We start from the raw sequence: 13,501 nt of genomic DNA, 5'->3' as shown, positions 1-13,501 counted from the left end.
TGGCCGTCGCGGGCGATGAACTCAGGAAAGACGGTGGCAACAGGGCCAACCGGGTTCCTCGTGCCGACCGCACCGAACAGCCGAAAGGCTGGGCTCCGAATCTAGGAATCCGGTGTGCGGTGTGAACAGCAAACCTCTTTTGTCAGGAGAAAGACCATGCAACTCGCATCCCGTTTCGCTTCCCGCTCCCCCTCGCTGCGCAGCGATTACCCGCTGTCCGACGACCAGATTCACCGCGTGGCCCCGTCCATCTTCGCGGACGCGCCGCACGAGAGCCGTTCGCAGCGGTATGCCTACATCCCCACCGCCGCCGTGCTGACCGAGCTTCGCAAAGAAGGCTTCCAGCCTTTCATGGTGACGCAAACCCGCGTGCGCGATGAAGGCAAGCGCGAGCACACCAAACACATGATTCGCTTGCGCCACGCCAGCCAGATCAACGGCGCGGAGGCCAACGAAATCGTGCTGCTGAACTCGCACGACGGCACCAGCAGCTATCAGATGCTGGCCGGAATGTTCCGGTTCGTGTGCAGCAATGGCCTCGTCTGCGGCAACGCCGTGGCCGATGTGCGAGTGCCCCATAAAGGCGACGTGGCCGGTCTGGTCATTGAGGGCGCTTACGAAGTCTTGAGCGGTTTCGACCGGGTGAAGGAATCGCGCGATGCCATGCGCGGCATCACCTTGGACGATGGCGAATCCGAAGTGTTCGCCCGCGCCGCGCTCGCCCTCAAGTACGACGACCCGGACAAGCCCGCGCCCATCACGGAATCGCAAATCCTGATGCCGCGCCGCTTCGACGACCGCCGCCCCGACCTGTGGAGCGTGTTCAACCGCACCCAAGAAAACCTGACCCAAGGCGGACTGCGTGGCCGCAGCGCCAACGGGCGCCGCCAGCAAACCCGCCCGGTGCAGGGCATCGACCAAAACATCCGACTGAATCGTGCCCTCTGGCTGCTGGCCGATGGCATGTGCCAGTTGAAAGCCTGAATCCCTACGCGGCAAGGGCAGGCAGCAGCCCTTGTCGCTTTCTTCGCTGCTGCATCCCTGAACAGATAGGAGTTATCACCATGAACGCCGTTACCCAAACCGAAGCCCGCGCCATCAACACCGCCGCCGCTATCCCGCTGGAAGCCGCTGATCCGACCAAGAACCTGATTCTGGTTCCGCTGTCGCGGCTGGTGTCGCGCCCCACTGGCCGCAACGTGCGCAAGACCCCGCGCATGTCCATTCCCGAACTCGCCGCCAGCATCCAGCGTGTCGGCCTGCTGCAAAACCTCATCGTGATTGCCGCCGCCGATGGCGAGCATTACGAAGTCGTGGCCGGTGGCCGTCGCCTCGCAGCGTTGAAGCTGCTGGCGAAGAAGCACCGCATCAGCAAGGAATGGGACGTGCCTTGCCTGCTGGTGGCCGATGGCACCGCACGCACGGCCAGCCTGACCGAGAACGTGCAGCGAGAAGCCATGCACCCCGCCGACCAGTTCGAGGCGTTCGCCGCGCTGGTGGGCGAAGGCCGCAGCATCGAGGATATTGCAGCGGATTTTTCCGTCACGCCGCTGGTGGTGCAGCGCCGCTTGAAACTTGCCAACGTCTCGCCGCGCCTGCTGGCCGACTATCGCGCCGAGGTCGTGAGCCTTGACCAGTTGATGGCCCTTGCCATCACCGACGACCACGCCGCGCAGGAAGCCGCGTTCTACGGTGCGCCGACATGGCAGCGCAGCCCGCACAACCTGCGCGACCGTCTGACCGAACGCGAAATCGACGGCTACCGGCAGCCGCTGGCGCGCTTTGTCGGGCTAGACGGCTACGAGCAGGAAGGCGGTGGCATCCGCCGCGACCTGTTCGCGGAGGGCGACAAAGGCGTGTATCTGACCGATGCCGCACTGCTGGAACGGCTGGCGCAAGACAAGCTGGCAGGTATCGCCGCCATGGTGAAGGCCGAGGGCTGGGCGTGGGTGGATGCCACGCCGGGCATGACCCATGCGGATTTGCAAGCCTTCCAGCGTGCTCCAAGGGAACGCCGCAGCCCGAACAAGCGCGACGCGCAGCGCATCGAGAAGCTGCAAACGAAGCTGCACGAACTGGCCGAGGCGGTGGATGCCGCGCTGGATGACGAGGACGAGGAAAAGGCCGATGCCTTGCAGGAAGAAGGCGAACGCCTGGGCGAGCAGTTGCAGGCGCTGGACGATAGCTTGCTGGACTATGCGGCCAATGTGAAAGCCGCAGCCGGTGCCATCGTCACCATCGACCGCGACGGGCAGGCCGCGATTCATCGCGGGCTGCTGCGCGAAGCGGAGGCCAAGGCACTGCGCACGCTGGAACGGCTGCGGCAGGGTTTCGGCAGCGAAGGCGAAGCCGCGAACGAGGACGAAGGCGAAGGCGAGGACGACGAGCAGCCCAAGACCGCCACAATGTCCGACCGACTGGCGCAGCGGTTGAGCGCGCACCGTACCGCCGCGCTGCAAATCGAAGTGGCCCGGCATCCGCAAGCCGCGCTGGCCGCCGTGGTGCATGGCATGGTGCAGACCGTCTTGCAGGAAAGCCACTACGGCCACGAGCTGCCGCTGGGCGTGCGCCTCACGGTGCAAGACCGGCTGGAAGGCATGGCCCCGGACTGGCCGGAATCACCCGCCGCCGTGGCGCTGCGCGAACTGCAACAGGTGGCAGGCGAAACCTTGCCGGAGGACAGCGCCGAACTGTTCGCTGCGCTGCTGGCGAAATCACAGGATGAACTGGTGCGGCTGCTGGCAGTGTGCGCAGCTTCCACGGTGGACGTGGTGACGCCTCGCGCTACGCCGCACCAGCCCGGCGCGGAACTAGCGCAGGCCGTGGGGCTGGATATGGCCGCGTGGTGGCAGCCCACCAATGAGGGTTATTTCCGGCATGTGCCGAAGGCAGCGATTCTGGAAGCCGTTGGCGAGTTAGCGCCCTCGCACGTCACCCGACTGGCGAAGTTGAAGAAGGGCGACATTGCCAGCGAAGCCGAACGGCTGGCCGCTGGCACCGGCTGGATGCCCGCCATCTTCCGCACCGAAGGCCCGCAGCAGGCCGGGCAGGACGTGCCTGCGGATGGCGAAGCCGAAGCGCTGGAACAAGCGGCCGCCGTGGCGGATGACCAGCCGCAGGTCGAGGCTTTGGCCGCGTGACTTCGCACCGTAGATAGCGCCCCGGTTCCGGCTGGGGCGCTTCATGTCGAGGATGCCTGCCATGACCCACCAACCCGCAAACCGCCCCCGCATGGCGGCGACCTACGCCTCCGGCACGGTGCGTGCCCGCCGCTGGCATGGCGATGGCGACGTGCGCGGCTACCGTCCGTCGCGTGGCTGGACGGCCCGCGCCGACCTGACCGACCTGCATCCGATCACCGGCCGCGCCTTGCCGCGCGCCGTGTGGTGGATCATCGAAACCAAGGAATAACGAGCCGCACCGGCCCCAAGCCGTTCCGCCTTGGGGCCGGTGGTCAAAACTCCGGGCGCGGCGGTGGCCGCGCCCGGTTTCACTGCTCAAAGTCAAAACGCCCCTTCGCCGCCTTCGGTCAGGCGGCGAAGGGGCCGCGCACAACGGCGCTTGTGCGCGAAGAACCCACGAAGCCAGCAAGTGCTGGCGGCGCATCGCGCCGCAGACGATTCGACCGCGCCCCGCCGCAATGGGCGGGGCTTGCGCGGCTACGCCCCGGCTTGCCGCGGCAGGTTGCACGAAAGCGTGCCGTCCCCGACGCTGGCGGTTCGTTGTCTGTACGTCACGAAGGACGGTTCACCGACACGCCGCCCGGCCTCGCTTCTATGGAGCTTCCACACCACGCCTCAAGCATGTGGCCGCGAGCTGCGGCAGGGGCGCTCTTGCCTTGTCATGGGCATTGACCTGGCCGCGTCAGGGCGCAAGCCGGTGCAGCCGTCACGCGGGATGCCGAGTCGGCCACGTCTTCATTCGGGAGCGGTCGGCCTGTGCGTCCTTGTCTTGTTGTGAATCCTGGCGGTGGCGCGGCTGCGCCTTGGGCTTCATGGCCGCAACCTTGCAGCGAAAACAATTTCCCCTGCGCTGCGCGCATTCCTCGCGGGACAAATTCTTTTCGCTTCCAGGTTCTCCACGATGTTGCGACCGCTGCGCGGTGCGACCAGCCCATCCCCCGCCGGCCGGATCACAACAAGGACGCACTGGCGCGACCTTGTTCAACCCGAAAGGAGAAATCATCATGGCTAACATCGGCACCTTCACCGCAGAGAAAGACGGCTTCACCGGCACGCTCCGCACCCTGACGCTCAACGTCAAGGTCAAGCTGGTTCCCAACGACAAGGGCGACGCCGAGAGCGCCCCGGACTTCCGCCTCCAGGCGGTCGGCCACGACATCGGCGCGGCGTGGAAGAAGACCAGCGAGGCTGGGCGGGATTACCTGTCAGTGAGCCTCGACGATCCTTCGTTCCCGGCAACCGTTTATGCCCGCCTGATCGAGAACGAGGATGGCACGCACGACCTGATCTGGTCGCGCAACAAGCCCAAGGCGGCCTGACAGCCGCTTAGCGCGCCCCGCCCACTGCGGCGGGGCGCGATGCTGCTGATTGCAGCACCGCTCGCGCAGGATTTCTGCCGCTGCCGCGTGCTGGACACGCCCATCAGGGCGGGCCTGCATGGGTGCCTTGTGGCTCGCAATCCGTGTCAACGAGCGATCTATGGCGTGTCGGCGCTGTAAGCGCCACCGGGCTTTCGGGCTTCGCCCCGTGCCGGCAAGCCGTCACCGCCATACGGCTTCAATCCCTCACGTCTCCGCGCCTGTGGCGCTGCGCGCTCCGCTTGCTGCAATTCAGCGCCACACGCCAACGCGCTACGGCGTGTCGGGCTCTTCCCATAGCGCCCCAAGTTCCTGGCGCACCTGTGCCAGCAAAAGGTCGGCTTCACGGGTGCTGTCGCCGGCATAAGCCAATGTCAGCAGCGTGAGCGGATGCACTTCCATGACCTCGCACAGATCGGCTAGCTTCTGGATAGTTGGGCTTTTCAGGTCGCGCTCCAGCGTACTCATGTAGGTGCGACTGGACACGTTGGAGAACGCTTCCTGGCTCAAACCACGCGCCTTCCTTACCATCCGAATCGCCGCTGCCAATGAGTTCTTCGCTGCCACCTATGGTTTCCCCCAAAAACCAAGATGACAGCCCATTGCGCCCTATAGGGCTACAATCTATAGTGTTCATTTGGTGATGTTGTTTTCCTTTTCCGTGCTTTTACAGAGATCCGCATCTGCGGATTTCCTCAGACCCAGGGAACCGCATCCGTGTCTTTCCTGACTTCCACCCATACGCCTTCGTGCCTCTCCGCTTTTGCGGATTGGTGCACTTGCGCATCTGTGCGTCCGTCCGCACGCACAGATGCGCCTCGGCGATTGCGTGTATTCGTGGAAGGGGCGCGACCTTGACCACGCTTGTCACCGAGGAAGACCGGGTGCAGCTGCTGGCCCACGGCCTCACACGCACCACAGGGCAGGAATGCGACCCGCTGCCAGTGGTGCGCTTGTTCACACCGGACGCACATGCGACGTGGCTACTGGCCGCGCTCGATCCGACCGATGGCGATACGGCCTACGGCCTGATCGACCTCGGGATCGGAATGCCGGTGCTGGGGACGGTAAAGCTGTCTGATCTGGCGTCCATCATCGGGCCGCACAAGCAGCCGGTGATGCGAGATCGTATTTCCAGCCGACGCGGCCGCTGTCGGAATACGTTCGACTGGCTCAGGAGAACGGTTCAATCACCGATTGACACATTCCAGCGCGACCAGGCCAAAAGTATCGCATTGTGACTATTTCGGTCTTAGCCAAGACCTGGCAAGTCTTGATCCGCATGCTTGCACCAGGGTGGTGCACCCCTGACCAAAACAGTCATGATCCCAGGCGCGCGATCCGGCACGGTGTTCAATGCTGCACCCCATTTCCGGGCGGTGCAGTCGTCGCACTTAGACGATTTCAGCAATGCACTGGAGCGAATCTGTCTTGACACCAGCAGTTAAAGCGTAACCAGAGTTTGATGACCACTTGATGGCGATTCGATAGCTCCCGCACAGCGGAATTGTGGCGACGTTCCCAGAAACAGGGAGGTTTCGCCATGACTGACCGCAGCAGCCAACACTGGTATCCCACGGCGGCGTATCTCTACACGCTGCACCTAGATGGCCCGGCGCTGGCTTGGGAGTATTTGCGCAGGAATCCAAATTACCGGCGCGACTGGCTACGCCGGCGTCGCAAGCCAGACGCGGCGCAGGCCTGGGGCCTGCGTCTGCTGGAAGATCCCGGCCTGGATGCGCGCGATGCACATCCTGCTTGGTTCCCCGATCACGATGCCGTGGTGCAGCTATACCCCGACGCCGACCCACCGCCCAATGCGCACACCTTCGAGTTCTGGCGCATTCCTGGGCGCAAGCAACTGACCCACGACGGCAAGCGCCTGATGCTCGTATCGCATTGGCCAGGCTGCTGCGTTCGGCTGGCACTCGCGCCCGATTTGGAAGAAGGCTCGGCCTACCTCTACGCCGCACGTGCCTGCGCTACGCCCTGTGCGCGCTACCGCACGCTCGCTGCCAAGCTGGATGCGCTATCTGCCGCAACCGTGGCCGCGCCTGTGGCAACAGCCCGCTCTCGCCCCACGCCCGCCGCGCTGCTGGAACTGCATACCTTGCAAGCGCTCGACGCGACCCTCGCGGGAGCCTCCTTGCGCGAGGTGGCCGAAGGTCTTTTCGGCGCGGATGCCGTCGCGGCCGACTGGCAGAAAGACAGTGCATTGCGTGCCCGCGTGCGGCGGCTGGTACGCCGCGGCGATGAGCTGATGCACGGCGGCTACCGCCGACTAGCGCAGCTTCCAATGTTCCCGTCGCATTAGGGGGGGGACGTTTCTCGACCCGTGCGAATCGTCCCTTAGCAAGAAGCCTTGCTTTCTTGAGAGTGCCTCTATCCGGCCGCGTGGTGTGGCCGGGTTTGATGGAGGTACATCCCATGCGACCTGCTCCCTCGCGGCCTGCCGCCGCTGCCGTCACTGCGACCTCGCAGCCTCAACGCTACCTGACAAACGACGAAGCCGCCGACTACCTGCGGCTGTCGCCGCGCACGCTGGAGAAGCAGCGGGTGATCGGCGGCGGCCCCAAGTTCCGCAAGTTCGGCCGACGCGTCATGTACGCGGTGTCCGACCTCGATGCCTGGGCCGACCAGCGCAGCTACGAGGCCACGTCCGATCCCGAATACGCCGAGCGCCACGCGGGCGACTACCGTGATGGCCGCTGACCGTCGGCGCGTGGGTGGCCTTCGCCATGTCCAGCCCGCCAGGGCAAGCCTTGCCGCAGCGCGAACAGCTCGATCTGTTCCGAGCGCTGCCGGGCGACATGGCGCCACGCGATTCCCAGGACTTGATGGCCTTTCCGTTCTTCTCGCTTGCCAAGTCGCGGCGCACGGCGCCGATCGACTTCCGCAGCGGGAACGTCACCATCCGCGTGGAAGGCACGCAGGAGCACGGCATCGCAACGATATGGGATGCCGACGTGCTGATATGGGCCGCCTCGCAGATCGTAGAGGCGCGCGACGCGGGCCTGCGCCCGTCGCGCTGGATACGCGCCACGCCTTACGAGATTCTGCGCTTCATCGGGCGCGGCACGTCCCTCAACGACTACCAGCGCCTGAAGGCCGCCCTCGACCGGCTGCAATCGACCACGGTGGCCACGTCCATCCGCGAAACCACGGGAAGGCGCTTGCATCGCTTCTCGTGGATCAACGAGTGGAAGGAACTGGCCGACGCCAGCGGCACGCCGCTGGGCATCGAGCTGATCTTGCCGGACTGGTTCTACGCCGGCGTGCTCGACGCCGCCCTGGTGCTTACCATCGACCCGGCCTATTTCCGCTTGAAGGGCGGTATCGAACGCTGGCTGTACCGCCTGGTGCGCAAGCATGGCGGGCGGCAGGAGCACGGCTGGCAATTCGACTTCCGACACCTGTACCGCAAATCCGGCAGCGCGGCCCGCTTCTCGGACTTCGCCTACGACGTGCGCGCCCTGGTAGCGCGGCAGTCGCTGCCCGGCTACGTCCTCGGCATCGAGCGGATGCCGGACGACAACACCGAGTTGCTGACCTTCCGGCCCGTGCCGCATACGGCACGGGGATAACTGCGGGAGAACCTGTGGACGGCCTCGTGCTATCAGGAGTACCGGGTATCGTGCTATCAGGAGTACGACTCTCGTGCTATCAGGAGTACGAAAACGCTGGCAAGCCAACAACGGCGCGGGTTTGCGTTCCCTCTAACTTACCTAACAAGAAATACATAACTTTTAGTAGAAGCGCGCCGTTTCGGTGGACAACCACGAAACGGCACGGCCAGGCCGGCTTTCCAGCTCGGAGGGCCGCGCCATGATCTTCGCGTTTCTCAACCAGAAAGGCGGCGTCGGCAAGACCACGCTCGCCACGCACATCGCCGGCGAACTGGCGATGCGCGGCCTGCATGTCATCCTGCTGGATGCCGACCCGCAGGGGTCATCGCTCGACTGGACGCAGCGGCGTAGCCAGCAGGGCCTGCCCCGTCTGTTCAGCGCCGTGGGCCTTGCCCGCGAAACGCTGCATCAGGAAGCGCCAGAACTCGCTAGGCGGGCCGATCACATCATCATCGACGGCCCGCCGCGCATCGCCGCCCTCGCGCGCTCCGCGCTGCTGGCGGCCGAGCGCGTGCTGATCCCCGTGCAGCCCAGCCCCTACGACGTATGGGCTTCTGCCGAGATGGTCGCACTGATCCGCGAAGCACAGGTGTTCCGGCCAGCGCTGCGCGCGGCCTTCGTCATCAACCGGCGCGTCAGCACCACCATCATCGGCAGGGAGGCACGGCAATCGCTGGCCGAACAGCCTCTGCCCGCGCTGCGCTCGGAGATCCACCAGCGCATCGTCTTTGCCGACAGCGTAGCCGCTGGCCGGCTCGCCCGCGAAACCGCGCCCGACAGCGCCGCTGCCCGCGAGATCGCCGCGCTCACCGACGAACTGCTGCGGTGGCCGACATGACTGGAAAGCCATCACCACGCAGCAAGCGCGTCGGCATCGGTGCGCGTCCCCCAGCGAATCCGCACGCCGAAGCGTGGATTCGCCAGGGCGACGCAGATGCCTTGCAGAAAGGCGACCTCTACACCGCTCGACTGACGCTCGACATCACGCCCGCCATGCGGGCGCGCATCAAGGTGTCGGCCTTCACGCGAGGCGTGACCGTAGCCGAACTGCTGCGCGGCCTGCTGGAGCGGGAGTTTCCCCCGGAGGGCACGCCGTGAACGCATCCGCTTCGACCGCCCACACCCCCAAAGCAAGTGCGCCCACGGCTGCACCGCCGCCGGCGCCTTCGACACTCGCCGGCCAGGCCGGCAACGTGCCGCTGACGCGCGTGGCGCTGGCCTACATCGAACCGCGCTTCAAGCTCTACCTGCGCTTCGGCGAACCGGCGCGCACGCTCCAGCTCGACCGCTGGCGGCGCTGCGCCGTGTTCCTGCCGAACGCGGTTCTGTGCCGCATCCGTTGGCAGGCCAACGACTACGGCACGATCCGCTGGCAGCTCATGGTGATGCAGACCGCCACGCCGCTGGACGCCGTGCAGCGCATCCCCGGCGTGCAGCCGGGCGCGCGTCTGCTGCTGCACGCCGAAGGCGATGCCAACGTGCGCGCCGTGCTGGAACGCATCGACGGCATCGAGGCGCTGGGCATCGCAGCCGCAGACACATCGCCCGCGTACTGGCGCACGCTCGCGAACCGGCTCGCAGCGCGCTCGCCGCTACCCACATACACCGCAGAACGGCACGCCGCCTGGCTGGCCGGGAGGGCATTGCCATGACCACGATTTCCACGACCGGCCCCGTGCCGCATCCTCGCTCGCGCCTGCGCGCTCGCCTCGTGCTGGCAGGCTTCGCCACCGTCGGCCTCGCTGCGCTGGCCTGGGCGGCGTTCGTGCAGCCCCTGCCGCGAATGGCCTACAACCCGTCCGACAGCGTGGCGGTCGGTTGGTATCGCATCGAACCGCTCGACCCGCGCACCGCCTCGCGGCCACGTCCGCTGTCCGTGGACAGCATCGTGCTGGTGCCGCTGCCCGACAGGGCCGCCATGCTGGCTGCGCAGCGCGGCTACCTGCCGACCCGCGTTCCGCTGCTCAAACGTGTGGGCGCGGTCGCGCCGCAACACGTTTGCATCGTCGCCGGGCAGGCACGCATCGACGGCGTGCCTGCGGCCGCCGCGCTCCCTGCCGACCGGCTGGGCCGGCCGCTGCCATCCTTGCCGTTTTGCCGCCGCCTCGAACCGGGCGAACTGTTCCTGTTGAGCGTGACCAATCCGGCGTCGTTCGACAGCCGCTATTTCGGCCCGGTCAGCGCATCCGCCGTGATCGGCGTCGCGCACCCGGTCTGGCTGGAGACACGCCCATGATGGCCGCCGATTCGCTGCACGTTGCCGTGCCTCTCATCGTGCCATCGGGCATGTCGTTCCAGTGGCTGCCGCCGTGTCGTCACGCGTGCAGCGCGGGCGCATTCGCGCCGCGCCTCGCCCAACATCCGGCGCAGCCGTCCAGCGTGCAGGCGTCTTGCCTCGAACGCGCCCGGCCTGCGGCCATTGGCGCGTTCGCCGGCGGGCTGGCTGCAAGCAGCGCAGCGCCGCCGGGCCGCCGACGCCCGGAGCGACAGCGAGGGGCAACGGCGGAAGGCAAGACAAAAGGACGCGGCACCGGGCCGCGTCGAAAGCTTGTCTGCACATGGGGGTGGCGCGGCACGGAGCGGCTTCGCCGCCGTGCCGCGTGGGGCGCGAGGGTCGCGCCAATGCAGGCATGTCCGCGTGCTTCGCACGACAGGACTCGCCAGGGCTTGCAGGGAGAACGGCAATGACCGACCGCCGCGACGACGATTTCCGGGTGCGCCCCAGCGCCCCGAAGAACCGGGGCAAGGGCCAGGGGCAGAGCTTCGTTTCCAAGGTGCTCAAGCAGGCCGGCAAAGCCAGCAGCGGCAAGTCGGCGGTGCGCCGTCCTGGGGTGGCCGGCACCGGCCAGCGGCCTGGCTCGCGCCTGGGGCGCGGCCATACGGCGGCGCGCTTTGCCGGGGCGAAGCTAACGCCCATGTCGCGGCGCGTGACCATCAAGACCTTGCTGGTCAATCACCAACGGGCCAGTCCGCAATCGCTCGCCAAGCACCTGCGCTACGTCGAACGCGATGGCGTGGGCCGCGACGGCGAACTGGGCCAAGCCTACGGGCCGCAGACCGACACCGCCGGCCTCGATGCCTTCAAGGAACGCTGCTCTAATGACCGCCACCATTTCCGCTTCATCGTTTCGCCGGAGGACGGGGCTGAACTGGACGACCTGCGCACCTACACCCGGCATCTGGTGGATCGCATGGAAGCCGACCTGGGCACGCGGCTGGATTGGGTGGCGGTCGATCACTGGAACACCGACAACCCGCACACCCACCTGATCGTGCGCGGGCGCGACGACACGGGCAAAGACCTCATCATCGCGGGCGACTACATCGCCCACGGCTTCCGCCATCGGGCCGCCGAGCTAGCGACGGAATGGCTGGGGCCGCGCACCGAACTGGAGATCCAGCAGACTTTGCAGCGCGAAGTGGAGCAAGAGCGGTGGACGAGCATCGACCGCACATTGCAGCGCGAGGTCGGCGACGATGGCCGAGTGCGGATCGAGCGCTTGAACGAACCCCGGCTGCAACGCCAGCGCCTGCTGCTGATCGGCCGCCTGCAACGCTTGCAGCGCCTGGGCCTGGCCGACGAAGTGCAGCCTGGCACCTGGGCCATCCATGCGGATGCGGAGAAGACCTTGCGCGCCCTGGGCGAGCGCGGCGACATCATCCGCACCATGCAGCGGGCGATGAGCGGCCAGCCGCGCGATCTGGCGGTGTTCGAGCCGGGCGACGATGGCCGCACCATCATCGGCCGCGTGGCCGGCAAGGGCTTGGCCGACGAGCTGCACGACCGCGGTTATCTGGTCATCGACGGCGTGGATGGCAAGGCCCACTACGTCGCGTTGAATGCCCGCGACGAGCTGGCGAACTACGCGACCGGAGCCGTGGTGGAGGTACGCGGTGCCGCCGAGATGCGGTCGGCCGACAAGAACATCGCCGCGCTGGCGAGCGATGGCCTGTATCGCACCGATCATCACCTGGCGATCGAGCGAGGCCGAGCCAAGCCCGGCCGCGACCCGCAGGAGGTCGTCGCGGCCCACGTTCGCCGGCTGGAATCCCTGCGCCGGGCCTGCATTGTGGAACGTGTGGCGGACGGACTATGGAAGGTGCCGGACGATCTGGCGGAGCGTGGCCGCCAGTACGACGCGCAACGGCTGGGCGGCGTGGCTGTGGAGCTGAAATCGCATCTGTCGATCGAGCGGCAGGCGCGGGTAATCGGCGCGACCTGGCTGGATCAGCAATTGATCGGCGGCGGCAAGGGGCTGGGCGACCTGGGCTTTGGTGGCGATGCCAAGCAAGCCTTGCAGCAGCGCGCCAACTTCCTCGAAGAAGAGGGGCTGGCCCAGCGGCGCGGGCAGCGGGTGATTCTTGCCCAGAATCTGCTGGAAACGTTGCGCAATCGGGAGCTGGCGCAGGCAGCGAAGGACATTGCCGCCGACACCGGCCTGGAGCATCGCTCCGTCACGGACGGGGAGCGCGTGGCCGGCATCTACCGGCGCTCCGTCATGCTCGCCAGCGGGCGCTACGCGATGCTTGATGACGGCAAGGAATTCAGCCTGGTGCCGTGGCGGCCGGTGATCGAACAGCGGCTGGGGCAGCAGATCGCCGCGACAGTGCGCGGCGGTGGCGCGTTGTGGGAGATTAGCCGGCAGCGCGGGCCTGAACTCTGATAGCGCACATCATCTTCTGCATGTTGCAAGATCGTCGGGGCTAGGTGCGAATACTTCACGATATCAACCTGAACCTTTGGGGTGCACCAAGATTTCCAACTGTCGTGCCACATGATCGAAAGGCGCGACGCTGCGCTCCGCGCGGCATAGCACGATCGCACCTTCAATACTGGCGACGATGAGAGTGGCCAGTTGGGATGCATCGACGTACGTGTGTCCGTGACATTGCAGTGATGCAGACAGTATCGCCTTCCACTGGCCAAATGTCAGCGCAGCGGCCTCCAGTGCTTCTACCGCTTCACCCTCAATCGGTTGTTCGACCGCTGCGGCCATGACCGGGCAACCCTGGCGAAAATCAGAGCGCAGCAGGATTTCGCGCCACAAACCCAAAAACGCACGCAACCCCGGCCGGAGCCCGTCGCGTAAATGACCTTCCAACTGCCGCTGCACTCGGGCACCCGCCTGCAACACCGCCTCAGAAATCACCTGCTGCTTGCCGCCCGGAAAGTAGTGGTAGGTCGAGCCGAAGGGCGCCTGGGCACGCTTGGCCATCTCCCGGATGCTGGTTGCGTTCAAGCCGTGCCGGGCCAGCATCTCGGCGGCCACGGCCACGACACGCTGGCGGCCGTCAGTTTGACGAGGACTCATGGCAAAAACCTTGCTAAGACAGT

Annotated in this window: 15 protein-coding genes; 13 read left to right on the top strand and 2 right to left on the bottom strand. The window is 66.3% G+C overall.

Features of this window, described 5'->3' with window-relative positions; genetic code table 11:
• Positions 1–156: 156 nt before the first annotated feature.
• From ACCQ10_RS14340 to ACCQ10_RS14325, 4 genes are all read left to right on the top strand, one after another.
• A complete protein-coding gene (locus ACCQ10_RS14340) occupies positions 157–984 on the top strand; it encodes a DUF932 domain-containing protein (protein WP_204124479.1) in 828 nt (275 codons plus the stop codon).
• A gap of 80 nt (positions 985–1,064) precedes the next feature.
• On the top strand, positions 1,065–3,140 hold the full coding sequence (locus tag ACCQ10_RS14335; protein ID WP_372361059.1) for a ParB/RepB/Spo0J family partition protein: 2,076 nt from the start codon (positions 1,065–1,067) through the stop codon (positions 3,138–3,140).
• Positions 3,141–3,201: 61 nt separating this feature from the next.
• Positions 3,202–3,411, top strand: coding sequence for a hypothetical protein (locus ACCQ10_RS14330; protein WP_372361058.1), 210 nt, complete (start codon positions 3,202–3,204; stop codon positions 3,409–3,411).
• Between the two features lie 775 nt (positions 3,412–4,186).
• Positions 4,187–4,501, top strand: coding sequence for a DUF736 domain-containing protein (locus ACCQ10_RS14325; RefSeq protein ID WP_038862364.1), 315 nt, complete (start codon positions 4,187–4,189; stop codon positions 4,499–4,501).
• A 312-nt stretch (positions 4,502–4,813) separates the two neighbouring features.
• Here ACCQ10_RS14325 and ACCQ10_RS14320 read toward each other — a convergent pair whose 3' ends face one another.
• Entirely contained in the window at positions 4,814–5,107 is a 294-nt protein-coding gene (locus tag ACCQ10_RS14320; protein ID WP_372361057.1) for a helix-turn-helix domain-containing protein, read from the bottom strand.
• Between the two features lie 287 nt (positions 5,108–5,394).
• On the opposite strand from ACCQ10_RS14320, the gene ACCQ10_RS14315 reads away from it, so the two are divergent.
• The 9 genes from ACCQ10_RS14315 (at position 5,395) to ACCQ10_RS14275 (ending at position 12,830) form a co-directional block, all read left to right on the top strand.
• A complete protein-coding gene (locus ACCQ10_RS14315; protein ID WP_506191959.1) occupies positions 5,395–5,781 on the top strand; it encodes a DUF2958 domain-containing protein in 387 nt (128 codons plus the stop codon).
• Positions 5,782–6,083: 302 nt separating this feature from the next.
• Positions 6,084–6,854 (top strand): DUF2285 domain-containing protein, encoded by a 771-nt coding sequence (locus ACCQ10_RS14310; RefSeq protein ID WP_372363130.1) that lies wholly within the window; start codon positions 6,084–6,086, stop codon positions 6,852–6,854.
• Positions 6,855–6,967: 113 nt separating this feature from the next.
• Positions 6,968–7,252 (top strand): helix-turn-helix transcriptional regulator, encoded by a 285-nt coding sequence (locus ACCQ10_RS14305; RefSeq protein ID WP_001247107.1) that lies wholly within the window; start codon positions 6,968–6,970, stop codon positions 7,250–7,252.
• Between the two features lie 14 nt (positions 7,253–7,266).
• On the top strand, positions 7,267–8,124 hold the full coding sequence (locus ACCQ10_RS14300) for a replication initiator protein A (protein WP_506191958.1): 858 nt from the start codon (positions 7,267–7,269) through the stop codon (positions 8,122–8,124).
• A 241-nt stretch (positions 8,125–8,365) separates the two neighbouring features.
• Positions 8,366–9,004, top strand: a complete 639-nt coding sequence (gene parA, locus ACCQ10_RS14295; RefSeq protein ID WP_003092312.1) for a ParA family partition ATPase — start codon at positions 8,366–8,368, stop codon at positions 9,002–9,004.
• The gene (locus ACCQ10_RS14290; RefSeq protein ID WP_038858321.1) at positions 9,001–9,264 is read left to right on the top strand and encodes a hypothetical protein; all 264 of its coding nucleotides are present in this window, start codon (positions 9,001–9,003) and stop codon (positions 9,262–9,264) included. Before parA ends, ACCQ10_RS14290 begins: the two co-directional genes overlap by 4 nt.
• Positions 9,261–9,818, top strand: a complete 558-nt coding sequence (locus ACCQ10_RS14285; protein WP_038858323.1) for a DUF2840 domain-containing protein — start codon at positions 9,261–9,263, stop codon at positions 9,816–9,818. The genes ACCQ10_RS14290 and ACCQ10_RS14285 overlap by 4 nt, the downstream gene beginning before the upstream one ends.
• Positions 9,815–10,402 carry a S26 family signal peptidase gene (locus tag ACCQ10_RS14280; protein ID WP_372361055.1) on the top strand — a complete coding sequence of 196 codons (588 nt, stop codon included), beginning with the start codon at positions 9,815–9,817 and terminating at the stop codon, positions 10,400–10,402. Before ACCQ10_RS14285 ends, ACCQ10_RS14280 begins: the two co-directional genes overlap by 4 nt.
• A 448-nt stretch (positions 10,403–10,850) precedes the next feature.
• On the top strand, positions 10,851–12,830 hold the full coding sequence (locus ACCQ10_RS14275) for a relaxase/mobilization nuclease domain-containing protein (protein WP_372363129.1): 1,980 nt from the start codon (positions 10,851–10,853) through the stop codon (positions 12,828–12,830).
• Between the two features lie 63 nt (positions 12,831–12,893).
• Here the strand turns inward: ACCQ10_RS14275 and ACCQ10_RS14270 are convergent, their stop codons facing one another.
• The gene (locus tag ACCQ10_RS14270; RefSeq protein WP_372361054.1) at positions 12,894–13,478 is read right to left on the bottom strand and encodes a TetR/AcrR family transcriptional regulator; all 585 of its coding nucleotides are present in this window, start codon (positions 13,476–13,478) and stop codon (positions 12,894–12,896) included.
• Between the last annotated feature and the right edge of the window lie 23 nt (positions 13,479–13,501).

Source organism: Xanthomonas sp. NCPPB 1325 (assembly GCF_041477645.2).
Taxonomy (GTDB): domain Bacteria; phylum Pseudomonadota; class Gammaproteobacteria; order Xanthomonadales; family Xanthomonadaceae; genus Xanthomonas; species Xanthomonas cannabis.
Note: the sequence above shows the minus strand (reverse complement) of the source record. Positions and strands in the feature narration are given on the sequence as shown.

What these genes read in the sequence shown, in the direction of transcription:
- ACCQ10_RS14340 (WP_204124479.1), top strand. Translation starts at nt 157, where the DNA reads ATGCAACTCGCATCCCGTTTCGCTTCCCGCTCCCCCTCGCTGCGCAGC.
- ACCQ10_RS14335 (WP_372361059.1), top strand. Translation starts at nt 1,065, where the DNA reads ATGAACGCCGTTACCCAAACCGAAGCCCGCGCCATCAACACCGCCGCC.
- ACCQ10_RS14330 (WP_372361058.1), top strand. Translation starts at nt 3,202, where the DNA reads ATGACCCACCAACCCGCAAACCGCCCCCGCATGGCGGCGACCTACGCC.
- ACCQ10_RS14325 (WP_038862364.1), top strand. Translation starts at nt 4,187, where the DNA reads ATGGCTAACATCGGCACCTTCACCGCAGAGAAAGACGGCTTCACCGGC.
- ACCQ10_RS14310 (WP_372363130.1), top strand. Translation starts at nt 6,084, where the DNA reads ATGACTGACCGCAGCAGCCAACACTGGTATCCCACGGCGGCGTATCTC.
- ACCQ10_RS14305 (WP_001247107.1), top strand. Translation starts at nt 6,968, where the DNA reads ATGCGACCTGCTCCCTCGCGGCCTGCCGCCGCTGCCGTCACTGCGACC.
- parA (WP_003092312.1), top strand. Translation starts at nt 8,366, where the DNA reads ATGATCTTCGCGTTTCTCAACCAGAAAGGCGGCGTCGGCAAGACCACG.
- ACCQ10_RS14290 (WP_038858321.1), top strand. Translation starts at nt 9,001, where the DNA reads ATGACTGGAAAGCCATCACCACGCAGCAAGCGCGTCGGCATCGGTGCG.
- ACCQ10_RS14280 (WP_372361055.1), top strand. Translation starts at nt 9,815, where the DNA reads ATGACCACGATTTCCACGACCGGCCCCGTGCCGCATCCTCGCTCGCGC.
- ACCQ10_RS14275 (WP_372363129.1), top strand. Translation starts at nt 10,851, where the DNA reads ATGACCGACCGCCGCGACGACGATTTCCGGGTGCGCCCCAGCGCCCCG.
- ACCQ10_RS14270 (WP_372361054.1), bottom strand. Translation starts at nt 13,478, where the DNA reads ATGAGTCCTCGTCAAACTGACGGCCGCCAGCGTGTCGTGGCCGTGGCC.